18 protein-coding genes are annotated in these 23,676 nt (G+C 64.0%); 17 read left to right on the top strand and 1 reads right to left on the bottom strand.

The annotated features are described in order from the left end of the window. Window positions 1-28: 28 nt before the first annotated feature. The 9 genes from GCM43_RS17920 (at window position 29) to GCM43_RS17880 (ending at window position 13,877) form a co-directional block, all read left to right on the top strand. Entirely contained in the window at window positions 29-613 is a 585-nt protein-coding gene (locus GCM43_RS17920) for a (2Fe-2S)-binding protein (RefSeq protein WP_152246739.1), read from the top strand. Further along, window positions 610-1,647 carry an FAD binding domain-containing protein gene (locus tag GCM43_RS17915; protein WP_152246737.1) on the top strand — a complete coding sequence of 346 codons (1,038 nt, stop codon included), beginning with the start codon at window positions 610-612 and terminating at the stop codon, window positions 1,645-1,647. The genes GCM43_RS17920 and GCM43_RS17915 overlap by 4 nt, the downstream gene beginning before the upstream one ends. Beyond that, window positions 1,644-3,923, top strand: a complete 2,280-nt coding sequence (locus GCM43_RS17910; RefSeq protein ID WP_152246735.1) for a xanthine dehydrogenase family protein molybdopterin-binding subunit — start codon at window positions 1,644-1,646, stop codon at window positions 3,921-3,923. Before GCM43_RS17915 ends, GCM43_RS17910 begins: the two co-directional genes overlap by 4 nt. 138 nt (window positions 3,924-4,061) lie before the next feature. Continuing rightward, window positions 4,062-4,577 (top strand): sigma-70 family RNA polymerase sigma factor, encoded by a 516-nt coding sequence (locus tag GCM43_RS17905; RefSeq protein ID WP_413770962.1) that lies wholly within the window; start codon window positions 4,062-4,064, stop codon window positions 4,575-4,577. After that, complete coding sequence (locus GCM43_RS17900; RefSeq protein WP_193315662.1) at window positions 4,574-5,554, top strand: FecR domain-containing protein; 981 nt, start codon at window positions 4,574-4,576, stop codon at window positions 5,552-5,554. Before GCM43_RS17905 ends, GCM43_RS17900 begins: the two co-directional genes overlap by 4 nt. A gap of 84 nt (window positions 5,555-5,638) precedes the next feature. After that, window positions 5,639-8,110 (top strand): TonB-dependent siderophore receptor, encoded by a 2,472-nt coding sequence (locus GCM43_RS17895; RefSeq protein WP_152246731.1) that lies wholly within the window; start codon window positions 5,639-5,641, stop codon window positions 8,108-8,110. Between the two features lie 87 nt (window positions 8,111-8,197). After that, the gene (locus GCM43_RS17890) at window positions 8,198-8,842 is read left to right on the top strand and encodes a hypothetical protein (RefSeq protein WP_152246729.1); all 645 of its coding nucleotides are present in this window, start codon (window positions 8,198-8,200) and stop codon (window positions 8,840-8,842) included. A 338-nt stretch (window positions 8,843-9,180) separates the two neighbouring features. Next, on the top strand, window positions 9,181-12,861 hold the full coding sequence (locus GCM43_RS17885) for a PAS domain S-box protein (RefSeq protein WP_152246727.1): 3,681 nt from the start codon (window positions 9,181-9,183) through the stop codon (window positions 12,859-12,861). Between the two features lie 23 nt (window positions 12,862-12,884). Beyond that, window positions 12,885-13,877, top strand: a complete 993-nt coding sequence (locus tag GCM43_RS17880; protein WP_152246725.1) for a response regulator — start codon at window positions 12,885-12,887, stop codon at window positions 13,875-13,877. A gap of 123 nt (window positions 13,878-14,000) precedes the next feature. Here GCM43_RS17880 and GCM43_RS17875 read toward each other — a convergent pair whose 3' ends face one another. Continuing rightward, on the bottom strand, window positions 14,001-14,777 hold the full coding sequence (locus GCM43_RS17875; RefSeq protein ID WP_152246723.1) for a DUF481 domain-containing protein: 777 nt from the start codon (window positions 14,775-14,777) through the stop codon (window positions 14,001-14,003). Between the two features lie 328 nt (window positions 14,778-15,105). Here GCM43_RS17875 and GCM43_RS17870 point away from each other — a divergent pair, with 328 nt between their 5' ends. The 8 genes from GCM43_RS17870 to GCM43_RS17835 all read left to right on the top strand — a co-directional run bounded on the left by GCM43_RS17870 (window position 15,106) and on the right by GCM43_RS17835 (window position 23,675). Then, complete coding sequence (locus GCM43_RS17870) at window positions 15,106-15,801, top strand: winged helix-turn-helix domain-containing protein (protein ID WP_152246721.1); 696 nt, start codon at window positions 15,106-15,108, stop codon at window positions 15,799-15,801. Beyond that, window positions 15,794-17,155, top strand: coding sequence for a sensor histidine kinase (locus tag GCM43_RS17865; protein ID WP_152246719.1), 1,362 nt, complete (start codon window positions 15,794-15,796; stop codon window positions 17,153-17,155). Before GCM43_RS17870 ends, GCM43_RS17865 begins: the two co-directional genes overlap by 8 nt. Before the next feature lie 179 nt (window positions 17,156-17,334). Next, a complete protein-coding gene (locus GCM43_RS17860; protein WP_152246717.1) occupies window positions 17,335-18,348 on the top strand; it encodes a VirK/YbjX family protein in 1,014 nt (337 codons plus the stop codon). An 18-nt stretch (window positions 18,349-18,366) separates the two neighbouring features. Continuing rightward, the gene (gene hemB / locus GCM43_RS17855; RefSeq protein ID WP_152246715.1) at window positions 18,367-19,341 is read left to right on the top strand and encodes a porphobilinogen synthase; all 975 of its coding nucleotides are present in this window, start codon (window positions 18,367-18,369) and stop codon (window positions 19,339-19,341) included. A gap of 2 nt (window positions 19,342-19,343) precedes the next feature. Beyond that, window positions 19,344-20,711, top strand: a complete 1,368-nt coding sequence (locus GCM43_RS17850; RefSeq protein ID WP_152246713.1) for an MBL fold metallo-hydrolase — start codon at window positions 19,344-19,346, stop codon at window positions 20,709-20,711. Window positions 20,712-20,745: 34 nt separating this feature from the next. Next, window positions 20,746-21,246, top strand: a complete 501-nt coding sequence (gene msrA / locus GCM43_RS17845; protein ID WP_152246711.1) for a peptide-methionine (S)-S-oxide reductase MsrA — start codon at window positions 20,746-20,748, stop codon at window positions 21,244-21,246. Window positions 21,247-21,404: 158 nt separating this feature from the next. Continuing rightward, complete coding sequence (locus GCM43_RS17840; protein ID WP_152246709.1) at window positions 21,405-22,232, top strand: helix-turn-helix transcriptional regulator; 828 nt, start codon at window positions 21,405-21,407, stop codon at window positions 22,230-22,232. Window positions 22,233-22,349: 117 nt separating this feature from the next. Next, window positions 22,350-23,675 (top strand): MFS transporter, encoded by a 1,326-nt coding sequence (locus GCM43_RS17835; RefSeq protein ID WP_226929544.1) that lies wholly within the window; start codon window positions 22,350-22,352, stop codon window positions 23,673-23,675. Window position 23,676 lies beyond the last annotated feature (1 nt).

Here is a 23,676-nt window from a genome sequence, read left to right as displayed (position 1 = left end):
CATTCCCCACGTTTTTGAAGGGTTGGCCATGGATACCCGTATTACCACTTCCGCCGCCGGCCGAGCGCCCGCGGCGCCTGCTGTTCCTGTTTATCCGCTCAGCCTGCGCGTCAATGGCGAACAGCACCAGTTGCATGTCGAAGCCTGGGTCAGCCTGCTTGACCTGCTGCGTGACCGGCTGGCGCTGACCGGCACCAAGAAGGGCTGCGACCAGGGTCAGTGCGGCGCCTGCACGGTGCTCGTTGACGGCAAGCGCATCAATTCCTGCCTGACGCTGGCGCTGATGCAGGACGGGCGCAGCATTACTACCGTCGAAGGACTGGCGGACGGCAATGCGCTGCATCCGCTGCAGCAGGCGTTTGTCCGACACGACGCGTTTCAATGCGGCTACTGCACCCCGGGCCAGCTGTGTTCTGGCGTGGGCCTGATCAACGAGGGCCAGGCACAAGACCGCGCGCAGGTGCGCGAACTGATGAGCGGCAATGTATGCCGCTGCGGCGCCTATCCGCAAATCGTGGCGGCCATGGCCGAGGTGATGAAGCTGCCCGACGAGACCAATCACCACGACAAGGACGATCACGCCGGTGCGCGTATCGGTACGGTGCCGGCATGAATCCGCTATCGTTTGTGGTGCCGTTCGACCAGGCTGCCGCGCTCGAGCAGATCCGCGCCGAAGGTGCGCGCTTTGTTGCCGGCGGCACCAATCTGATCGACCTGATGAAAGAGCGCGTGATGCTGCCGCAGCGGCTGGTCGATATCAACCGCCTGCCGCTGGACGTCATCGAAGAGCAAGCAGACGGCGGGCTGGCGCTGGGCGCGCTGGCGCGCAATGCGGCCACCGCCTACCATCCGCTGGTGCTCGAGCGCTATCCCTTGCTGAGTGCCGCGATCCTGGCTGGCGCGTCTCCACAGATACGCAATATGGCCAGCAATGGCGGCAACCTGCTGCAGCGCACGCGCTGTCATTATTTCTACGATGCTGAAGTGCCGTGCAACAAGCGCGAACCGGGCACGGGCTGCCCGGCGATTGGCGGCCTGTCGCGCCAGCATGCGATCCTGGGTGCGAGCAGCGCCTGTATCGCTACCCATCCATCCGACATGTGCGTGGCGCTGGCCGCATTGGAGGCAACGGTGCAGGTGGCGTCGCAGCGCGGCGAGCGTCAGATCGCGTTTGCCGACTTTCACCGGCTGCCCGGCGACACGCCGGAAATTGACACCAATCTGGCGCCGGACGAACTGATTACCAGCATCAGCCTGCCGCCGGCCGGCCAGTTTGCCGGCCATAGCATTTACCTCAAGCTGCGCGAGCGCGCCTCGTATGCGTTTGCGCTGGTGTCGGTGGCAGCCATGCTCGATATCGGCGAAGACGGTGCGATTCGCGAAGCGCGTGTGGCGCTCGGCGGCGTGGCGCACAAGCCGTGGCGCGTGCCGGCAGCCGAGCCGCTGCTGCATGGCGCACCCGATGCGGGCCGCTTTGCAGCCTTTGCCGATCGTCTGCTGGAAGGCGCGCAAGGGCAGGGCGGCAATGACTTCAAGATCACCATGGCGCGCCGCGCCATCGTGCGTGCGCTCAATATGGCCGTGGCGGGCACTTACAACAATACCGGCCACACCAATGGCACCGTGATGACAAGGGGAGCGGCATGAGCGAACTGATACCAGAACTGCGCACGCCGGTGGCCGACCCGGGCGCCGGCTATGTCAGGACCGGCACGCCGGTCTCGCGCGTCGATGGCCGCGACAAGGTCACCGGCGCGGCGCGTTATACGGCGGAGTTCCTTACCGAAGATCTGCTGCACGGCGTGGTGGTCAACAGCACGATTGCGCGCGGACGCATCGTGGCCATCGACACCAGCGCAGCATTGGCGCAGGCCGGCGTGGTGGACGTCATGACCTATCAGAACCGTCCCAAAATGCGCAGCTTCGACCTGTTCTACAAGGACATGACAGCGCCCGGTGGCGCGCCGTTCCGGCCCCTGTACGACGAGCAGATCGTCTACAACGGCCAGCCGGTGGCGCTGGTGGTGGCTGAAACGTTCGAGGCGGCGCGCCATGCGGCAGCGCTGGTGCGTATCGAGTACGAGGCGCAACCGCATGAAACGGGCCTGCTCAGCTTCCTCGACCGGCCGCATGCACCGAAAGGCATCAAGGCCGGTTTCTCGCCGCCGCCCGATGAAAAAGGCCATGCCGAGCAGGCCTGGCAGGCAGCCGAATGCAGGATCGACGGCCAGTATTACAGCGGCGTGGAACACCACAATCCGATGGAGCTGTTTGCCTCGACCGTGATTCGCGGCGAAGACGGCCATCTGACCATCTACGACAAGACGCAAAGCTCGCAGAACAGCCGCTGGTATGTGTCGCGCGTATTCGGCCTGTCCAAGTCCAGGGTGACGGTGCGCAATCCCTATGTGGGCGGCGCCTTCGGTTCCGGACTGCGTCCGCAGTACCAGCTGCCGCTGGCCGTGATGGCGGCGCTCAAGCTCAAGCGGTCGGTGCGCGTGGTGTTGAGCCGCCAGCAGATGTTTACCTTTGGTCACCGGCCTGAAACATGGCAGCGCATCAAGCTGGCCGCCAACCGCGATGGGCAGCTGCAGGCGATCTGGCACGAGGCGCGCGCCGAAACGTCGCGCTTTGAAGATTATGTGGAAGTGGTGGTCAACTGGTCCGGCCAGCTTTATACCTGCGACAATATCCGGCTAGGCTATCAACTGGTGGATCTGGATCAGTTCACGCCGATGGACATGCGCGCGCCCGGCGCCGCGCATGGCGTGCATGCGCTGGAAGTGGCGATGGATGAATTGTCGTATGAAATCGGCATCGACCCGCTGGCACTGCGGCTGAAGAACTACGCCGAGTCGAACCCGATGGATGACCTGCCCTATTCGACCAAGGAGCTGCGCGCCTGCTATGCGCAGGGCGCCGAGCGTTTCGGCTGGGACCAGCGCCCGCTGGCGCCGCGCAGCCGCAAGGAAGGCAGCGAGTGGGTCGGCTGGGGTATGGCGACCGGCATCTGGGATGCCATGCAGATGTTTGCACGCGCCAGCGCCGTGCTGCATGCCGATGGCCGGCTGGTGGTCAGCAGCGCGGCCACCGATATCGGCACCGGCACCTATACCGTGATGGCCACCATCGCGGCCGAAGAACTGGGCCTGCCGCTTGAACAGGTGGCGTTCCAGCTTGGCGACTCGACGCTGCCGGTGGCGCCGATCGAAGGCGGCTCGTCGCATGTGGCCACGGTCGGCTCGGCCGTGCAGGGCGCCTGCGAAAAACTGAAAAAGCGGCTCTACAAGCTGGCCAAACACCTGGACCGCTCGCCGTTTCCCCATGCGCGCTTTGCCGATGTGGAGTTTGTGGAAGGGACGATACGGCTGCGGCGCGACCACAGCTGCGCCATTTCCCTGACCGAACTGCTGCGGCTTGAGGACAAGGCATCGGTCGAGGAAAAATACCTGCTGCTGCCCAATGTGCTCAAGCAGAAAAAATATGTGCGCGCCGTGCATTCGGCTGTGTTTTGCGAAGTGCGTGTGGACGAGGAGTTCGGCACCGTGCGCGTGACGCGCGTGGTCAGTGCGGTGGCGGCCGGGCGCATCATCAATACCAAGACGGCCGCCAGCCAGGTCAGCGGCGCGGTGGTATGGGGCATCAGCCAGGCGCTGCATGAAGAAACCTATATGGACCACCGCATGGGGCGCTTCATGAACCACAACCTGTCGGAATACCATGTGGCGGTCAATGCCGATATCCACGATATCGACGTGATCTTCGTGCAGGAAGACGACCGCATTGTCAGCCGCCTGGGTGCCAAGGGCGTGGGCGAGATCGGTATCGTGGGCGTGGCGGCGGCCATTTCCAACGCGATTTATCACGCCACCGGCAAGCGCGTACGCGATACGCCGATGACGCCGGATAAGGTGATGTCCTGACGGTATCACTGTCGCAAGTCTGCAAGCTTTGCTGGCCCCGCCAGGCCATGATTGATATAATGAGAATTATTCTCAATTAAGAGCGGCGATTCTGCCGTGCTTATCCATCATGTCGCCTGGGGCGCAGCGGAGCAGCTTTTGAACATTGCGCAGTCAAGCGACAGCCTTGCCGGACTGGCCGGCCTATACAGCGAGCACCATGGCTGGCTCAAGCGTTGGCTGCGCGGCAAGCTGCAATGCGCCGAGCAGGCCGCAGACCTGGCGCAGGACACCTTTGTGCGCCTGCTGGCCGCGCCGCGCGCGCCCGCCACGCCATTGCAGACGCCACGCGCCTACCTCACCACCGTGGCGCAGCGCCTGCTGATCGACCATTACCGGCGCCTGTCGCTGGAACACGCCTGGCTGGAAGTGCTGGCGCAGCAACCCGAACTGCTGGTGCAGTCGCCCGAAGAGCGCCTGCTGATCCTTGAAACGCTGCAGCGGCTCGATGCCATGCTGGCCGGCCTGCCTTGCGCGGTGCGCAGTGCCTTCCTGATGGCGCATATCGACGAATTGCCGTATGCCGAGATCGCGGCGCGGCTGGACGTCAGCGAGCGCACCGTCAAGCGCTATCTGGTGCAGGCGTTCGAACAATGCATCCTGCTGATCCTGTGAACACAACCATCGATCCGCGCGCCGCGCGCGAGGCGGCGCAGTGGCTGGTGCGCCTGCACGAAGTGCTGCCAGGCAGCGCCGAACAGCGGGCTTTCGAGGCCTGGCGCGCCAGCGACCCGGCCCACGCGGCGGCCTGGGCGCGGGCCGAACTGGTCTGCCGCACGCTGGCGATGGTGCCGCCTGCGCTGCGCGCTCCGGCCGGCGATGCCGCGCCAGTGCGCCAGCGGCGCGTCGCCATCAAGCGCCTGGCGCTGCTGATTGCCGGCGTCACGCCGCTGTGGCTGGCCAGCCGCTCGGCGCCGTGGCAGGCGTTTCGGGCGCAAACGCGCACCGCGACCGGTGAAATCCGGCACCTGGTGCTGCCCGATGGCACCCAGCTGGTGCTCAATACCGCCACCGCCATCGATGTGGCGTTTGACAGCACGGCGCGGCTGGTGACCTTGCATGCGGGGGAGGTGCATGTGCAGACCGGGGCCAAGCCCGCCGGCGCTGACCCCGCTCTTTCGCCGCCGTTGATTATTCGCAGCAGCAACGGCAGCGTGCGCGCCATCGGCACGCGCTTTACGGTACGCCAGGACGAGGCGCTGCTCTCGCCGCGTACCCATGTGGCGGTCAGCGATGGCGCAGTGGAAATCACGCCAGTCAAAGCGCAGGGTGCTGCCAGTGTGCTGCGCCAGGGCTGGCAACTGAGCTTTGACGAGCATGCGCCAGACCCCGCTATGCCGCTTGCACCGGATGCCGACGCCTGGCGCGACGGCCTGCTCGTTGCCCGGCGCACGCCGCTGGGGCAGGTGGCCGCACAACTGGCGCGCTACCGCCAGGGCGTCGTGCGCTGTCACCCGGGCGTGGCGCAACTGGCCGTCGACGGCATCTTCCAGCTGAACGATACCGATCGCATCTTGCAGTTGCTGCAGATGTCGCTGCCGGTGCGTGTGCGGCTCAGCACGCGTTACTGGGTCAGTATAGAGCCGGTATGAATCCCGTTTCCTGGTTTGTCCCTTTTGTGCGCCTTGTCCGTCATATCAGATAGAAGCACATTCTATCGACCAGAAAGGACCACCATGGCTTTGTTTCACCGCACTCCGGCAGCGCTGCTGGCGCTGCATCCAACTACTTTTGCCGTGCGCACTGCGCTGCTGCTGTTATTGGGCGGCGCGGCCGCCATCGCGCCGCCGGCCATGGCGCAAAGCGCGCAAGCGAGCGCCACGCGCGACTTCCAGATTGCTGCCGGCGACCTGCAGACGGCGTTGTCCAGTTTTGCGGTGCATGCCGGCGTGAATATTTCCATGCAGGCGGTGCAACTGGCCGGCCTGCGCACGCCGGGGCTGCAAGGCCGTCACTCGTCTTACCAAGGGTTGCAACTGCTGCTGGCCGGCAGCGGACTCGAAGCGGTCGATGGCGGCAACGGCAATTTCCTGGTGCGCAAAGCGTCCGCGCAGGCGGGCGAAGCGACCATGCCGGCGGTCACCATCAATGCCGAAGCCGAGCGCAACAGCGAAGGCACCGGTGCCTATACGGCGCGCAAGCTCAGGTCGGCCACCGGCCTCGATCTGTCGCAGCGCCATACGCCGCAGTCGGTCAGCGTGATCGGCCGCCAGCAGATGGACGACTTCAACCTCACCACGCTGCAGGACGTGGCGCTGGCCACGCCCGGCATTTATGGCAAGCGCCAGGGTGTCTCCGACCAGGAAACCACGTATTACGCGCGCGGCTTTGCGCTCAGCCATGTCAATGTCGACGGCCTGCCGCTCGATGTCACCGGCTTTAACGAGCGCAATGTCTCGGCCGATATGGTGATGTTCGACCGGGTCGAGGTGGTGCGCGGCGCCACCGGCCTGCTCGAAGGCGCCGGTGCGCCGTCGGGCAGCATCAATATGATCAGGAAGCGTCCCACCGCCACGCCGCTGCTCAATGTCTCGGCCAGCCTGGGCAGCTGGAACGATCGTCAGCTGACGCTCGACGCCAGCAATGCCTTGAATGCCTCGGGCAGCGTGCGCGGCCGCGTGGCAGCGAGCTGGCGCGACAGCGACAGCTTCGTCGATGTGGTCAACCACCAGAACGACACTGTCTATGGCATCGTCGAAGCCGACCTGGCACCCGGCACCACGGCCGCCGTCGGCTTTTCGCGCCAGCGTACGCGCACCAACGGCATGTTTATCGGCTTGCCCACTTATGCCGACGGGCGCCACATGAACCTGCCGCGCTCAACTTTTCTCAACAATGCCGATTCCTTTCAGGACCGCGACAACGATGTGCTGTTTGCCGATATCGAGCACCAGTTCGGCGGCGGCTGGCGCGCCCGCTTTGCCGCCACCCATGTCAAGGCCGACTCGGACACGCGCAATACCACCAATGGCCGTATAGAGGGCCAGGATTTTCTGCTGAGCCAGAGCGAAACGGGCTGGCGTTATGGCACCAAGCAACAGGTGGCGGACTTGCGCCTCAGCGGTCCGGTCAACTGGTTCGGCCGCCAGCATGACGTGATAGTCGGCGCCAGCTACCGTGACGACAGTTCGGTTGCCGGCCAGAGCTGGGAAGGCGACACCACCCGCGTGGTCGATATTCGCAACTGGAATCCATACGCCTACCGCATGCACAGCGGGCCGGTCGAACCGTACAACTGGGGCCGCAAGACGCGCGAGAAGGGATTGTACGCGGCAGGCAACTTCAGCCTGGCCGACCCGGTGCGGCTGGTGCTGGGCGCGCGCCTGGGCTGGTACGCGCAGGATGTGACGGGCTGGTATGAAACGGCCGCCACCTGGCGCCGCAGCCTCGATGAAAGCGCGAAGGTCACGCCGTATGCGGGGCTGGTGGTCGATATCGACAAGCGCCACTCCGCCTATGTCAGTGCAACCCAGATATTCGAGCCGCAAAGCAGCATGGACTTTACCGGCAATACGTTGCCGCCTTTGAAGGGCAGCAATGTCGAGGCTGGGCTGAAGGGCGAGTATTTCGGCGGCGCGCTCAATGCCAGCGCCGCGCTGTTTCGCATTACGCAGAGCAACCGCGCCATGCAGGACGAACAGCATTGCCCGAGCGGCGGCGGCCTGTATTGCGCGCGCGCCGCCGGCGAGGTGCGCAGCGACGGCGTCGATCTGCAAATTGCCGGCTCGCCCCTGCCAGGCTGGCAGATTGCCGGCGGCTACACCTATGTGCTGGCCAAGTACACCAAAGACGGTGTGGCCAGCAATATCGGCCAGCGCATCGCCACCGACGAGCCGAAACAACTGTTCAAGCTCCATACCAATGTCCAGCTCGACGGCAGCCTGGCGCGCTGGAACGTGGGCGCCTCGGTGATGGCGCAGGATCGCATGTATCGGCGCGAGGCCGGTTATGACACCAGCCAGGGCACGTATGCGGTCGTCGGGCTCAATGCCGGCTACCGCATCAGCGAGCAGCTGCAGCTGCGCCTCAATATCGACAACCTGCTCGATCGTCGCTACTACCAGGCGCTCGGCTACAGCTGGTCGGGCGGCTTGGAGCGCTACGGCGCGCCGCGCAGCGTGCTGGTTTCGCTGTCCTACAGGATGTAGGTACCGTTACACCCGTCAAGCGTTACAGGCTGGGGCTTTTGCTACACTGGCGGCTTTTTTATGGGGCGGCGAGATGCATCTGGCACGATGGTTCAATTGAAGGCGCGCGCCGAATGGATCAGCTTTGAGCTGGCCGACGACGCGCGCGTGGACGCCGTCTGGCGCGCGCGCCTGGCGCCGGTGCGCTCGCGCGTGCTGCTCTCTGGCGGCCTGGTTCTGATCCTGCTGATGGTGGTGCAGGCAGTCTGGCGCGATGTGTCGTATGCCGGTACTGCCGTGCTGCTGTGCGTGCCGGTGATGGCGGCGTGGATCGTGCTGCTGTTTGCCTGGCCGGCGCCTGGGCTGGCGTTTCATGTGGCGCTTGACCGGCGCGGACTGCTGCTGCAGCGTCAGGCGCGCCGGTTGCCCGGTTGCGGGCGCAGCGTCCGCATCGAGGCAAGCGAACTACTGCGGCTCGAGCTGATTCGCCATCCAGGCGCGCAGCGGGTGTACAAGGGCAGCGGTCCGCTGGCGCGGCTTGAGTTGCGTCTGGTGACCAGCGTGCCTGGCTTGCCGCTGATCCGCGTGGTGGGCATGGATTTGCAATGGGCGCAGCGCTGGTCGCTGCAGCAGTTGGCTCAGGCGCTGGCGGCACAGTGCGCACAGGCCGGCGTGCCGGTCGAGCATCGCTACGGCGCGCCCGATCAGCGGCCCGAGCAGATCCGTGCAGCTTGGTTGGTGAATAGTAAATAATCACCAATTGTTGCATTAAAGCAGCGAACTATTGCAAGGAAGATTACTGTCTTGCCGATGTTTTACCACTATTTTCCAAAAGCAACTATAATCGGACGTCTTTAGAAAAATCGTCGTCGCGCTGGCTGCCACTGTCCCGCTCCAGAGTTGCACGCACTTCCGCTTTTCCCCATCGTTGAAAAGCACCGTCTTCCGCGCGGTTGGCGCGGGCGTGATGACCAAGTCGTCACCAGGCCGAAATTTCCCGTTGTTATTTTTTCTGTGTTGTCAGCTTGATCATGCTGGCGGCGCGCTTTTGCAGTTTGACGCTATGCTTATCACCTTGCATCCAGGACCGTATGTTTAGTTCAATGTTCAGTGCGGCGCCGCCTTCCATGCCTTATCAGTACGGTACGTACGACGGCATGCTGGTGGTGTTTTCCATCGCCATTTCCATCTTTGCCTCGTTCATGGCGCTGCAGATCGCCGGCATGGCGCGCAGCAGCGACCATTGGCTGCAGCGCCAGACCGCCATCGTCACCGGCGCCATTGCGCTCGGCGGCGGCATCTGGTCGATGCATTTCATCGGCATGCTGGCCTTTGACCTGTGCACGCGCGTCACTTTCGATCCACGCCTGACGCTACTGTCGATGCTGCCGGGCATGGGCGCTTCCTGGGTGGCGCTGAACCTGCTGGCGCGTCCGAAGATATCGTTTGTGCAGTTGCTGTCGGGGGGCGTACTGGTCGGGGCGGGTATCGGCTCGATGCACTACAGCGGCATGGCGGCGATGGAAACGTCGCTCATGCTCAGCTACGATCCGTGGCTGTTCGCGTTGTCGATCGTGGTGGCGGTGGTGATGGCCATGCTGGCCTTGTGGATACGCTTTGGCCTGCGCGTGCTGCATTTGCGCCCAATGACAGCGCTGCTGGCCAGCAGCGTGGTGATGGGCCTGGCCATCTCGGGCATGCATTACACCGGCATGCTGGCGGCCCGCTTTGCCGGCATACCCAGCGCCGGCAACAATATGTTTACGGTACAGGCTTCGTTCGTGGCGCTGGCGGTGGCTCTGATTACGGTCAGCCTGACGGTGTTCGTGGCGGCGGCCAACGGCCTGTTGCGCTATCGCCAGCTGCTGCGCCATGCCAACGCCAACGAGTCGCGCCTGCGCGCGATTGTCGATACGGCGGCCGACGGCCTGATCACCATCGATGGCGACGGCAAGGTGCGCTCCTTCAACCCGGCCGCCGAAGCGCTGTTCGGCTGGGGCGAAGCCGACATTATCGGGCGCGACGCCAATATTCTGTTGCAGCAGGACGATGCGGCCCGCTACCAGGGCTATCTGCGCGACTATCTGGTGGGCGGTACTGCGCGTATCCTCGACAGCGGGCGCGAGGTCGACGGGCGCCATATCGACGGCAGCATCCTGCCGATCCGCCTGGCGATCGGCAAGATCGACACGCCGGGCCAGCCGCTGTTCGTGGCCTTTGTTACCGACATGCGCTCGTCGCGCAACATGGAGCAGGCGCTGAAAGACAGCGAACGCCAGTACCGCACGCTGATCCGCAATATTCCTGGCGTATCCTTCCACCGCAGCTTCGGGCCGCACTGGCACATGATCTTTATCAGCGACGCCGTGTACAACCTGACCGGCTGGATGCCGCAGGACTTTATCGAAGGCCGCGTCAATATGCGCGACCTGGTGCATGCCGACGATCGCCAGCGTGTCGACGACACCTGCGTACAAGCCGCTGGCGAGAAGCGCGACTTCGAGAACGTCTACCGCATTTTGCACCGCGACGGGCGCGAACGCTGGGTGCGTGAAAGCAGTGGACCGGTGCTCGACAACGACGGCGTGGTGCGCTGGATCGACGGCGTGATCCTCGATATCACCGAAAGCGAATTGCGCAATGCCGAATACGAGGGCAAGGTCACGGCCATCTCGCGCGCGCTGGCGGTGGTGGAATTCGACTTGCAGGGCTATATCCTGGACGCCAACCAGAACTTCCTCGACCTGGTCGGCTATCGCCTCGACGAAGTGCAGGGACTGCATCACAGCATGTTCTGCGAGCCCGAGTATGTGCGTTCGCCGCAGTACCAGCAGTTCTGGACACGCCTGGGCAAGGGTGAGTTCGACGCCTCCGAATACAAGCGTATCGGCAAGGATGGCAAGCAGATCTGGATACAGGCGTCGTATAACCCGATTTTCAATACCGACCGCAAGCCGTTCAAGGTGGTCAAGTTCGCCACCGACGTCAGTGGCCGGCGCGCGATGCAGGAAAGCCTGCGCGCAGCCAAGGACCGCGCCGAACTGGCGGCCGAATCGAAGACCAGTTTCCTGGCCAATATGAGCCACGAGATCCGCACGCCGATGAACGCGATTATCGGCTTTACGGAAGTGCTGCTCGGCACCAGCCTCGATACGCTGCAGCGGCGCCACTTGGGCACGGTGCGCCAGTCGGCGCGCTCGCTGCTCGAGCTGCTCAACGATATCCTCGATACGGCCAAGCTGGAAAAAGGCGCGACCGAACTGGAACTGGTGGACTTTTCGCTGCCGGACCTGATCGACCATGTGGCCGCCTCGCTGCGTATCACGGCCCACACGCGCGGCCTGTCGCTGCAGGTCGACATCGATCCGGGCATGGGCCAGTTCTTCCTCGGCGACGCGCGCCGGGTGCAGCAGGTGCTGACCAACCTGATCGGCAATGCCGTCAAATTCACGGAAGTGGGCCACGTGCGCGTGGCTGTCAGCATGCAGGGCGCGCTGGTGCATATCGCCGTGCACGACACCGGCATCGGCATTCCTGCCGACCGCCTGGACAAGATTTTTGCACCATTTACCCAGGCCGACTCCTCGATGAGCCGCCGCTTTGGCGGCACCGGCCTGGGCACCACGATTTCGCGCCAGCTGGTCGAACTGATGGGCGGCACGATTACCGTGGAAAGCACGCTCGGCGTGGGCAGCGTGTTTCATGTGCTGCTGCCGCTGGCCGCCGGCAAGAGCGTGCAGCGGCGCGGCGAGGTACCGGTGGTGGCCTTGCCGCCGCTGCGCATCCTGGCGGCCGACGATGTGCCGCAGAACGTCGAACTGCTTTTGATCAGCCTTGGGGCGGCCGGGCACCAGGTCATTACCGCTAGCGACGGCGAGAGCGCCGTGCGCGAGTTCCGCAACGGCAGCTACGATATCGTGCTGATGGATGTGCAGATGCCGCGCATGGACGGCCTGGAGGCGGCGCGCCTGATCCGCCTGCACGAGCGCGAGCAGAGCCTGCAGCCGACGCCGATTATCGCGCTGACCGCCAGCGTGCTGGAACAGGACCGGCGCGCCGCGCAAGCGGCCGGCATGAATGGTTTTGCCTCCAAGCCGCTGGAAATGCACAAGCTGACGGCGGAAATTGCGCGCCTGCTCGATATTGCCGTTGCCGGCAATATCGAGCAGGCCGCGCTGGCCGGCTTTGGCGCCAGCCAGGTTGACTGGCAGCGCGGCGTGGCGCTGTGGGGTTCGCGCGAGGCGCTGGCGCGCGCGATTACCCGTTTCGCCCAATCGAATACCGACAGCGCCAAGCTGCTGGCCGGCGAGATCGAGCGTGGCGCCGCCAGCGTGGCGGGCCATCTGCTGCATCGCCTGAAAGGCGCTGCCGCCAATATGTGCCTGGTGCCGCTGGAAAGCCTGCTGGCGCGCATCGAACAGGCCATCGCACGCGACCAGCCGGTGGCGCCGCTGCTGGCCCAGCTGGCCGCCGCGTTTGCCGCGCTGGCCAGCGAAGTGAAGGAAGGCGTGCAGCCTGAAACGGTGATGACGCCGCTTGTCGTCGAACCGCTGGATCACGCTGCCGTCGACGCCATGCTGACCCAGGCGATCATCTGCCTGGATAGCGGCCAGCTCGATGAAGCCCTGCTGCAGCAGATTACCGCCATGCTGGCGCCGCATGGCCAGCAGCCACTGCTGCAGGCGCTGGCCGGCGCCGTGGACGATTTTGAATTTTCGCGCGCCAGCGATGTGCTGCGCCAGTTGCAGGACTGGCTGCGTACGCCAGCCTGAACGCCTAGCTTGACCGGATGACGATGAAACTGCCTGAACAAGAACCGACCCTGTTGCTGGTCGACGATGAAGCAACCAATCTGCAGGTGCTGCGCCAGATCCTGCAGGACGACTATCGCCTGCTGTACGCCAAGGATGGCGAGAAGGCGCTGGAGCTGGCGCAGAACCACAGCGTGGACCTGATTCTGCTCGACATCATGATGCCGGCCATGACCGGCTACGATGTCTGTCGCAAGCTCAAGGCCTTGCCGCATACGGCGCCGGTGCCGGTGATTTTTGTCACTGCGCTGGCCGATGTGAAGGACGAAGCCGAAGGCTTCGATGTGGGCGCCGTCGACTACATCACCAAGCCGGTCAGCCCGCCCATCGTGCGTGCGCGCGTGCGCACCCACCTGTCGCTGGTGGACGCGGCCGAACTGCGCCGTTCGCGCCTGCAGGTGATCCAGACGCTGGGCCAGGCGGCCGAGTACAAGGACAATGAAACCGGCATGCACGTAATCCGCATGAGCTATTACGCGCGCCAGCTGGCGCTGGCGGCCGGCTACAGCGAAGGGCAGGCCGAAGACCTGCTCAATGCGGCGCCGATGCACGACGTGGGCAAGATCGGCATCCCCGACGCCATCTTGCAAAAGCCGGGCAAGCTCGATGAAGCAGAGTGGAACGTCATGCGCAGCCATGCCGAAATCGGCGCGGCCATTATCGGCGAGCATGCCAGCGGCCTGCTGAAGATGGCGCGCATGATCGCCCTGACGCACCATGAAAAATGGGACGGCAGCGGCTACCCGAAAGGCTTGAAAGGCGAGGAAATCCCGCACGAAGGACGCATCGTGGCGATTGCCGACGTGTTTGACGCGCTCACCAGCGTGCGCCCCTACAAGCGCGCCTGGACCGTGGAAGAAGCCATCGAGGCCATGCGCCGCGACAGCGGCAAGCACTTCGACCCGCAACTGCTGGAACTATTCATCGCCAATTTGCCGGCGATGCTGGAGATCAAGGAGCAGTGGCGCGAACCCTGATATCGGGAAAAACGTAGGTCGGATTAGGCCGCAAGGCCGTAATCCGACAACGCCGTTGACGCCAACAATGTTGTCGGATTACGGCCCCTGCAGGGCCTAATCCGACCTACGCGCGGCCAGCGTTTAAAACGAATACACCAGCGTCAGCGACGTCTGCGTATCGGTATTTTTTTTATCGTCGGGCACGCGCGTGTCGTTGCGGGCGCTGAAGGCTGCTTTCATCTGCATGGTGCCGTTGATCTTGGCGCTGAGCGCCGATTCGGCGATCGAGTGGGTGTTCGAGGTGCCGCGTTCGACGCTGACGGTCTGCGTGAACATGGCCGACTGGCTGACTTTCCATTTCATGGCGGCCGCACCGCGGATGGTCAGGCCATGCTCGGAGACGCCATCTTCGTTGGTGCCGCTGAAGTAGCCGGGACCGACTTCCACGTCGACGCTCTTGTCGTCGGACTGGTACCAGCGCGAGCTGTGACCGACGGCCAGCGTGCTGTATTTGGTGTAGGCGCCGAAGCGGTCGTTGACGTGCGAGGCCAGCACGAACAGCTTTTCATTGTCGGCCATCAGCTTGTAGGCGGCCTTGGCGGAGGCGGAAAAGCGTTCGGCCGAGCGTTCGCGCACCTTGTGGCCGTCGTCGTCGGTGGTCTCGTCTTCCTTGAAGTAGCCACTGAAGATGTACTGGTTACTCCAGTCGTCAAGCTCCTGGCGCGCATCGATCTTGCCCGTGACCGAGGTGCCGACCGTATTGCCCGAGGTGGTGATGGCGCCCAGTTCGGCCGAGGTGCTCCAGCTGCCGATCGGGATTTCATCGAACAGCAGGCTTTGTTTGGTGTCTTTGGCAATGGCGCCGCCATGCGTGATGGCCAGGGCCAGCGCGATTGCGAGTGAGGAAGTCGATTTCATGGCAATAAAGAGGGTCGTGGACGCTGCGCGCCAGGCGCGGCTATCAAATTTGAAGCGACATTGTACCTGAGGCTGCATCGCAGCGCCGGGCGCACGATGGCGCCGTTGTGCGCGTGTGCTGTCGATCATGCAAGATGAGGCAGTTTCTTTGCCCGGCTGTGCACCAAAACCGTGCTGGTGCGTTAATCATCAATCGCGTCAGAAAACACGCCGGCGACCGCAAGGCGGCACTGGCATGCTGCGCGCCGCTGGCGTATGCTGCGACTGCAGACTCTTTGTATGCTGCGCCTGCAGACTACTTTAATAAACTGATTTACAAGGAACCCCCGTGCGCTGCCTGGTCATTGAAGACGAAGCCGATACTTCCCGTTATATTTGCGCAGGCCTGCGCGCCGCCGGCCACGATGTGACGGCCTGCGACAATGGCATCGATGGCATGCGCCTGGCCTGCGGCGAGCAATGGGATGCGCTGGTGCTGGACCGACTGCTGCCGGGCGAGATCGACGGCCTGGCCATCGTGGCGCGCCTGCGCGGCATGGGTCGCAATACGCCGGTGCTGGTGCTGTCGGCGCTGTCGAGCGTGGACGAGCGCGTGCGCGGCTTGCGCAGCGGCGGCGACGATTATCTGTCCAAGCCGTTTGCCATCGACGAATTGCTGGCACGCCTGGAGGCGCTGCTGCGCCGCGCCGCGCCAGCGCCCGACGCGACCCAACTGCAGGTGGCCGACCTGGTGCTCGACATGCGCACCATGCGCGTGATGCGCGCCAACCGCCAGATTGCGCTGCAGCCGCGCGAATTTCGCCTGCTCGAATACCTGATGCGCCACCAGGGCCAGTCGGTCACGCGCGCCATGCTGCTCGAAGCAGTGTGGGACTACCATTTCGACCCGCAGACCAATGTGATCGATGTGCAGGTGTCGCGCCTGCGCACCAAGATCGACAAGGAGTTTTCGCCGCCGCTGATCCATACCGTGCGCGGCGTCGGCTATACGCTCGATGTGCTGGACAACGCCCAGCATGGCTGAACGGCTCTTGCCCAGATCGATTGCGGCGCGCCTGGCATTGGGCTATGGCCTGCTGCTGGCGCTGTCGATTGCGATTGTCGGTGCGGTATTCTATTTTGGCACCATCGGCGTGCTTGATCGTACCGTCGACCGCAAGCTCACGGAGCTGTCCGAGCGCCTGGCTGCCATGTACCAGGACGGCGACAGCGTGCGCATCTCGGCTGAAATTGCGCACCTGCTGACCGATCGTACCGATAGCGATACCGAGATTTTCCTGCTGGTGGACGCGCAGGGGCGCCATGTTTCGGGCAATCTGTCGATGTGGCCCGAGGGCAGCCCGGTGGGCAAGCTGCTGCACGTGCATGTCACGCGCGAAGGCCACCGCGTGCCGGCGCGACTGCTGATTCGCGACATGATCGGCGGCGCGCGCCTGTATGTGGGGCGCGCCATGTTGGAGAGCAATTCGATCCGCACGCTGGTACTGCGTTCGCTGGCCTACGGCGGCCTGGTGGCGCTGCTGCTGATGGTGGCCGGCGCCTGGCTGGTCGGGCGCCAGCTCGAAGCGCGCCTGTGCAAGATCCGCCGCACGGCGGCGCAGATCGAGGCGGGCGACCTGTCGCAGCGTATCCCGGTCACCAGCGACGATGAATTCGGCCTGCTCAGCCGCGATATCAACCGCATGCTCGACCGCATCGAACAGCTGATGGAAGGGGTGCGCCATGTCTCGAACGCGATTGCGCACGACCTGCGCACGCCGCTGGGCCGTGTACGCAACAAGCTCGATGGCGCCTTGCGTTTGCCGCCGCCGCAAACGGCCGAGAGCTACGCCGAGGTGGCGCAGGCGGCGATTGCCGATATCGACGACCTCACGCGCGTGTTCGACAAGCTGCTGCAGATCGCGGCGGCCGAATCGGGCATGCGGCCTGAATATACCGACAATATCGACCTGCAGCAGATCGGCGCCGACATCGTCGAGATGTACGAGGCCACGGCCGACGAGCAGAGCGTGCTGCTGGTGCAGATGTATGGCGCCGAGGTGCCGGCGCGCGGCGACCGCAACCTGATGGCCACGGCGCTGGCCAGCCTGGTCGACAACGCCATCAAGTATGGCGGCCATGGCGCCACTGTCGAGGTGTCGGCTGGCCACGACGCCCAGGGGCCGTGGGTGGCGGTGCGCGATAACGGCCCCGGCGTGCCGGCTGCAGAACTGCCCAAGCTGACGCAGCGTTTCTACCGGCTCGACAAGAGCCGCCACCTGCCGGGCAACGGGCTCGGGCTGTCGATCGTGGCGGCGATTGCAGCGCTGCACGGTGGCAGCCTGGAAATCGAGGATGCGGCGCCGGGTTTGCGGCTGCGGCTGCGGCTGGCGTCCTGAGTCCTGAGTCTTGAGTTGCTGCAGCGGTACACATTACCAAGCTGTAACCCCCGCCGCTTTTCTTCGCCGCTATCATGCCTGCTACTCGCCACAGCGCGGCTGCCATCGTGCAGCCGCCAGATGCGAGCGGTGCACGGCGCCAGCCGTGATGAGACAGATGACCGCTGAAGAACCGCACGATGAGTACACATATTGCCGGCCTGGCGCCGATCGCCCCCGTTCCATCGCTGCGTGACGGCCACCGTCTGAAAGCCCTGCTGGGCGCCCTGGTTTTTCCGCGCCAGCGGGCCCGCTGGCACGGCTTTATTGCGGCCACGCCCGGCCTGGCCGCATTGGCAGAGGCTCATCCCTGCCTGCTCTATAAAATCTACCGACCCTATGCACGGCGTGGCCCCGGCTGCGCCCAGCGCGTATCGCTGCTGCAGGGGCATTACACGTTTTTATGGCATGCCGGCGCGCGCCCGCTGGTCGAATATACGGCGCGCCGCCCGCTGGTGCTGGCAAGCATTGCAGGCAAGGATGGCGCCACCTATCGTTTGCAACTCACCGCCATCGACGACAGCTACCGCGAAGGCGAGTTGTGCCTGCACCTGACGCGCAATGGGGCGCCGCTGTACCTGGCCAGTTTTCTGTTCCTGCCGCATCCGGCCGGCGCCAGTGTGCAGCTGGGCGCGCTGCAGGGCCTGCGTTCGCCGGCCGGTGCGCAGCTGGTGCGAGAAGCCACGCGCGCGCTGCATGGCTGCCGGCCGAAAAGCCTGATGGTGGCGGCGGTGCGCGAGCTGGGCGACTTCTTTGGCTGCCGCCAGCTTGAACTGGTCAGCAACGCCAACCGCATCGCACTCAATCAGAGCCGGCGCAGCCAGATCTCGGCCGACTACGACCTGACCTGGCAGGAGCTGCAGGCGCTGCCTGGCAGCGACGGCAATTATCGCCTGCCATGCGCGCCGTACACCGTGCCCGCACTCGATGCTACGCCGTCTAAAAAGCGCGCCGAAGCACGCCGGCGCGGCGCCATGCTGGCACAGGCAATGACCGACCTGCGGCGCCAGGCCGATGCGCTGATCAGCCACCCGCCTACTGCTGCCGTCTACGCACGCCAGGCAGCTGGCGCCGGTTTCTTGACCAGGCAGGGCTTTTTGGCAGGCGGCTTCACGCAAATGGCACGATGGGCGTATACTTGCGGGCATCGATAACCTCAAGTCAGCTTCCACATGTCTGCATCTTTCCCCAACGCGCGCATGCGCCGCCTGCGCGCCACCCCGCAACTGCGCGAACTGTTCCGCGAAACCGAAATCCTGCCGCAAGACCTGGTACTGCCGATCTTCGTTGACGAAGGCACCAGCGACTTCGTGGAAATTGCCTCCATGCCTGGCGTGCGCCGCATCCCGGAAGCGAAGCTGGCGCAGGAAGTGGAGCGCTATGCGCGCGCCGGCCTGCGCTCGGTGATGACCTTCGGCATTTCGCATCACAAGGACGGCCACGGCAGCGATACCCTGAACCCGGACGGCCTGGTGGCGCGCATGTCGCGCATTATCAAGGACGCCGTGCCGGAGATGGTGGTGATGTCGGACACGTGTTTTTGCGAATACACCGATCACGGCCACTGCGGCATTTTGCATGGCGACACGGTCGACAACGACCTGACGGTGGCCAACCTGGGCAAGCAGGCGGTAATCGCCGCCCAGGCCGGCGCCGATATCATCGCGCCATCGGCCGCGATGGACGGCCAGGTGGCCGCGATTCGCGCCGCGCTCGACGCCGCCGGTTTTCATGACAAGCCGGTATTTGCCTATTCGACCAAGTTTGCTTCCGGCCTGTACGGTCCGTTCCGCGATGCGGCCGGCAGCACCTTGAAGGGCGACCGCAAGACCTACCAGATGGACCCGATGAACCGCCGCGAAGCGATCCGCGAGTCGCTGCTGGATGAAGCCGAAGGCGCCGATGCGCTGATGGTCAAGCCGGCCGGCGCCTATTTGGACGTGATCCGCGACCTGCGCGAAGCGTCGCGCCTGCCGATAGGCGCCTACCAGGTCAGCGGCGAATACGCGATGATCAAGTTCGCCGCGCTGGCCGGCGCCATCGACGAGCGCCGCGTGGTGCAGGAAACGCTGGGCGCCATCAAGCGCGCCGGTGCTGACATGATCTTTACGTACTTTGCGATGGATGTGCTGAACAACCGTAATTGAGTATGTCTTTGAAGATTTCACGCATCCTGCATGCCGGCTATGTGTTCGAGCATGCCGGCACCACCATTGCGTTCGACCCGGTGGTGGAAAACCCGTTCAGCCGCAACTGCCACGCTTTCCCCAGCGTGCGGTTCGATCTGGACGCGGTGCGCGCGCTGCGCTTCGATGCGGTGTTTATCTCACACCTGCATGACGATCATTTGTCGCTCGACAGCCTCGATTGCCTGCACCGTGCCACGCCGATCTATCTGTACTGCGTGTTTGACGAACTGTTCGACATGCTGCGCCAGCTGGGCTTCGAGCAGGTAACGCGTTTGCAGGTCGATATACCGGTGCAGGTGGGCAGCATCGAAGTCATTCCGCGCCGCGCACTCGACGACGATGTCGATTCGCTGTTCCAGGTGCGGGCAGGGGGCTTGAATGTGCTCAACGTGGTCGACTCCTGGATCGGCCCCGAGACCTTGAACCAGCTGGCCGCCTTTGCCCCGTGGGACATGGTGCTGTGGCCATTCCAGACCATGCGCGAGCTGGCCGTGATTGCGCCGCGCATGGCCGCCAAGGGTGAGGTGGCCTTGCCCGATGACTGGATCGAACAGCTGCAGGCGCTGGCGCCGCGCTTTCTCGTGCCCAGCTCCTGCCAGTTCGTGCAGGAAGACTGGTCCTGGTACAACCACGCCATGTTCCCGATTACCTATGCGCGCTTTGCCGAGGAAATCGGTGCGGCGCTGCCGGCCTCCAGTATCATGCGCCTCGATCCTTCGGTGTCGGTCCTGCTGGACGCCGGTGGCGTCACGCCTGCTGCGCCGCTGCCGTGGGTGATTCCGGTAGGGCCGCAGGATGTCGATTTTGACTACCGTCCCGATGCGCCGCCACCGCCGACGTCCGAGATTGCACGCCGCTTTGCGCCTTTGACTGCCGAGGACACGGTGCTGGTGATGGATTTTTGCCGTCACGACCTGCTTGCGCGCTACCGCGACATGGAATTGCCCGACGACAGTTATTTCCAGCAGCCGCGCCTGTGGCGCCTGGCGCTGTACGGCCATGATGGCGCCGCCACGGTGCTGCATTACCGCATCGACGGCGACATGATCGAGCTGGCGTCCGAAACAGACGAGGCGCCTGGCTGGAGCACCGAAGTGCCGCTGGTCAAATGCCATGCAGCGCTGGTGCTGGGCGAGTCGCTCACTTCCATGTACATGCGCATCAACGATATCGACTTTGATGCGGCAACCACGGCCGCGCTGCAGGAAGCCGATATTGTCGATGATCCTTTGATCCGCACGCTGTTCAACGATGCTATCGGCGCCTACCAGGCGGCCCAGCTGCGACGCTTGTGCGCGCGCCCTGAAGAAAATGGCGCAACGCGGTAAGATAGGTCCATCGGAACTTGGAAAGGTTTGAATTATGGCAAACAACAATCTTGAAACGGCAGTGCTGGCCGGCGGTTGCTTCTGGGGCATGCAGGAACTGATCCGCAAAATGCCAGGCGTGGAAACCACTCGCGTGGGCTATACCGGCGGCGACGTACCCGATGCTACCTACCGCAACCATGGCTCGCACGCAGAAGGCATTGAAATCGTGTTCGATCCGGCCGTCATCAGCTATCGCAAGATCCTGGAGTTTTTCTTCCAGATCCACGACCCCAGCACCGTGGACCGCCAGGGCAACGACCGCGGCGCCAGCTACCGCTCGGCCATCTATTACACCACCGACGAGCAACAGCGCGTGGCCGAAGAAACCATCCGCGACGTCGACGCCTCGGGCCTGTGGCCAGGCAAGGTGGTGACCGAACTGGCGCCGGTAGGCCCGTTCTGGGAAGCCGAACCCGAGCACCAGGACTATCTGCAGCGCCTGCCGCATGGCTATACCTGCCATTATGTGCGCCCGGATTGGGTGCTGCGGTAATCCGGCAACACCTGCTCACGCTAACAATGTTGTCGGATTACGCGGCGCGGTGCGCCGCTAATCCGACCTACGCCGAAGAATGGTATGTCGGGTTGGGGACGAAGGGCCGTCATCCGACGAAATCTGCATAATTTAGCGACATCAAGAAAGAAGGGCCTATGCGCTACTGGCAAGTCGAGCGGCGGCACAATGAAAGCCAGCTCGAGCTGGGGCGCGCGCTCGACCTGGTCACGGCCATCGGCCAGGATGACGTCAATGCGATCGCCGGCGCCATCCTGAAAACTGTCAGCACCACCGCGCCAATCGCGCAGTGCACGATCTTTGCCTATGAATTTGGCAACCGGCCGCGCACGGTGGCCGTGGCTGACCGGCGCGGCGGGCGCTTCCTGCAGGATATCGCCGACAGCTATGCGCGCCACTATTACGCGCTCGATGGCAACCAGCGCGTGATTGCGCCGGAAGGCAAACCGAAAAACGGCGCCGCCATGGTGTTGCACCAGCAGGCCAGCGATGAGATCGACCATCCTGGCTACCGCGCCGCCTGTTACCAGAAACCGAATGTGTCGGACCGGCTGGCGTTGCTGATGCAGCCGGCGCAGGACATCTGGCTGTCGGTCAATTTTTACCGCGACAGCGGCCAGGGCAAGTTCCAGCCGGGCGAAGTGGCGGCCATCGAAACGCTGTCGCCGCTGTTTTCGCAGGCGGTACGCCATCACTACAGCCTCAATGGCCAGCAGGCGCTGGGTATCGCGCCGATGATGCTGGCGCGGCTGCGCCAGCAGTGCCCGGAGCTGAGCAAACGTGAGCTCGATGCGCTGCGCGGCGTGCTCGAAGGCAAGACTGCCGCCGAGATTGCCGACACCATGGGCGTGCAGCCGTCCAGCGTCACCACCTACCAGAAGCGCGCCTACAAGCGCCTGGCCATTTCCAGCCAGCGTCAGTTGTTTGCCCTGTGCCTGGCGCCGTCCATTCGTCCTTCGACCTAGTTTTCACCCAAAACGTCCCCAAAATGGGGACAGGCCGCAGCATCACTGTCTGCATACTGGCTTCCAGTTCCGGCCCATAAAAAAATCAATGGCCGGGTCATCACACTGGAGACTCGCATGACCATCGCCACCCATCCATCCGCCGCCGATGCTGCTACCGTGCAAATCGAACAGCAGGTGATGCGCAAGGTATCGCGCCATCTGCTCGGCTTTCTGTTCGTGCTGTTTGTATTTTCCTTTCTCGACCGTATCAATATCGGCTTTGCCGGCCTGACCATGATGCAGGACCTGGGCCTGTCCGGCACCCAGTTCGGCTTTGCCACCACGTTGTTTTATATCGCCTATATCGCCTGCAGCATTCCCAGCAATATCGTGCTGGCCCGCCTGGGTGCGCGCCGCTGGATCGGCGCCATGATGATTGCCTGGGGGCTGGCCTCGACAGCCACCATGTTTGCCAGCAGCGCGACCAGCCTGTACCTGCTGCGCTTTCTGGTGGGCGTGACTGAAGCGGGATTTTTGCCGGGCATGCTGCTGTACCTGACCTACTGGTTTCCCAGCGCCTACCGGGCGCGCGCCAATGCGCTGTTCATGATTGCCATGCCGGTCACGGCCGCCATCGGCTCGGCGCTGTCGGGCGTGATCCTGGGCCTGGACGGGCACTGGGGTCTGAAAGGCTGGCAATGGCTGTTCCTGCTTGAAGGGCTGCCGTCGGTGCTGCTGGGTTTTGTGGTCTTTGGCTATCTCGACGATGCGCCGCACAAGGCCGGCTGGCTCAGCAAGCTCGAACAGCAGGTGCTGGCGCGCATGCTGGCGGCCGAGCAGGTTACCCCTGCAGCGTCGGTGACGCCAAAAACCAGCGTGATGGCCGAAATGCTGTCGTCCACCGTACTGAAATTCGGCGTCGCCTACTTTTGCCTGGTCAATACCCTGGCCATGGTGGCGGTCTGGACGCCGCTGATCGTCAAGAGCTTCAGCGGCAACGCCAGCAATACCCAGATCGGCCTCTTGGCGGCCATACCGCAGGTGTGCACGGTGATCGGCATGATCGCGTGGGGCCGCCGTTCCGACCGGTTGCAGGAGCGCCGCTGGCATCTGGTCTGGCCGATGCTGCTGTCGGCCGGTGGCTGGCTGCTGACAGCCTGGTCCGGTCATGCGGTCGTGCAACTGGCAGGCGTGTGCCTGGCTTCGACCGGCGCCTACACCGCCATGTCGATCTTCTGGACCACGCCGGACCGTGCGCTGAGCCTCGGTGCGCGCGCCATCGGCATTGCCGTCATCAACGCGACCGGCAATATCGGCTCGGCCCTGAACCCGGTGGTGGTCGGCTGGCTGAAAGACCTGACCCACAGTTTTGCTACCGGCCTGATCTATGCCAGCGTGCTGCTGGTGGCTGGCGCCTGCATTGTGCTGACGCTACCGATTGCTGCGGCCAAAAACAAGTGAC

The organism is Janthinobacterium aquaticum (assembly GCF_009208565.1).
Classification (GTDB): domain Bacteria; phylum Pseudomonadota; class Gammaproteobacteria; order Burkholderiales; family Burkholderiaceae_D; genus Janthinobacterium.
This window is presented reverse-complemented; position numbering and strand designations above follow the sequence as displayed.

Bases quoted from the DNA above. Each gene is read 5' to 3' on its own strand.
- GCM43_RS17875 (WP_152246723.1), bottom strand. From the start codon at position 14,777: ATGAAATCGACTTCCTCACTCGCAATCGCGCTGGCCCTGGCCATCACG.
- GCM43_RS17865 (WP_152246719.1), top strand. From the start codon at position 15,794: ATGGCTGAACGGCTCTTGCCCAGATCGATTGCGGCGCGCCTGGCATTG.
- GCM43_RS17910 (WP_152246735.1), top strand. From the start codon at position 1,644: ATGAGCGAACTGATACCAGAACTGCGCACGCCGGTGGCCGACCCGGGC.
- GCM43_RS17835 (WP_226929544.1), top strand. From the start codon at position 22,350: ATGACCATCGCCACCCATCCATCCGCCGCCGATGCTGCTACCGTGCAA.
- GCM43_RS17880 (WP_152246725.1), top strand. From the start codon at position 12,885: ATGAAACTGCCTGAACAAGAACCGACCCTGTTGCTGGTCGACGATGAA.
- GCM43_RS17860 (WP_152246717.1), top strand. From the start codon at position 17,335: ATGAGTACACATATTGCCGGCCTGGCGCCGATCGCCCCCGTTCCATCG.
- GCM43_RS17895 (WP_152246731.1), top strand. From the start codon at position 5,639: ATGGCTTTGTTTCACCGCACTCCGGCAGCGCTGCTGGCGCTGCATCCA.
- hemB (WP_152246715.1), top strand. From the start codon at position 18,367: ATGTCTGCATCTTTCCCCAACGCGCGCATGCGCCGCCTGCGCGCCACC.
- GCM43_RS17850 (WP_152246713.1), top strand. From the start codon at position 19,344: ATGTCTTTGAAGATTTCACGCATCCTGCATGCCGGCTATGTGTTCGAG.
- GCM43_RS17890 (WP_152246729.1), top strand. From the start codon at position 8,198: ATGGTTCAATTGAAGGCGCGCGCCGAATGGATCAGCTTTGAGCTGGCC.
- msrA (WP_152246711.1), top strand. From the start codon at position 20,746: ATGGCAAACAACAATCTTGAAACGGCAGTGCTGGCCGGCGGTTGCTTC.
- GCM43_RS17840 (WP_152246709.1), top strand. From the start codon at position 21,405: ATGCGCTACTGGCAAGTCGAGCGGCGGCACAATGAAAGCCAGCTCGAG.
- GCM43_RS17920 (WP_152246739.1), top strand. From the start codon at position 29: ATGGATACCCGTATTACCACTTCCGCCGCCGGCCGAGCGCCCGCGGCG.
- GCM43_RS17885 (WP_152246727.1), top strand. From the start codon at position 9,181: ATGTTTAGTTCAATGTTCAGTGCGGCGCCGCCTTCCATGCCTTATCAG.
- GCM43_RS17915 (WP_152246737.1), top strand. From the start codon at position 610: ATGAATCCGCTATCGTTTGTGGTGCCGTTCGACCAGGCTGCCGCGCTC.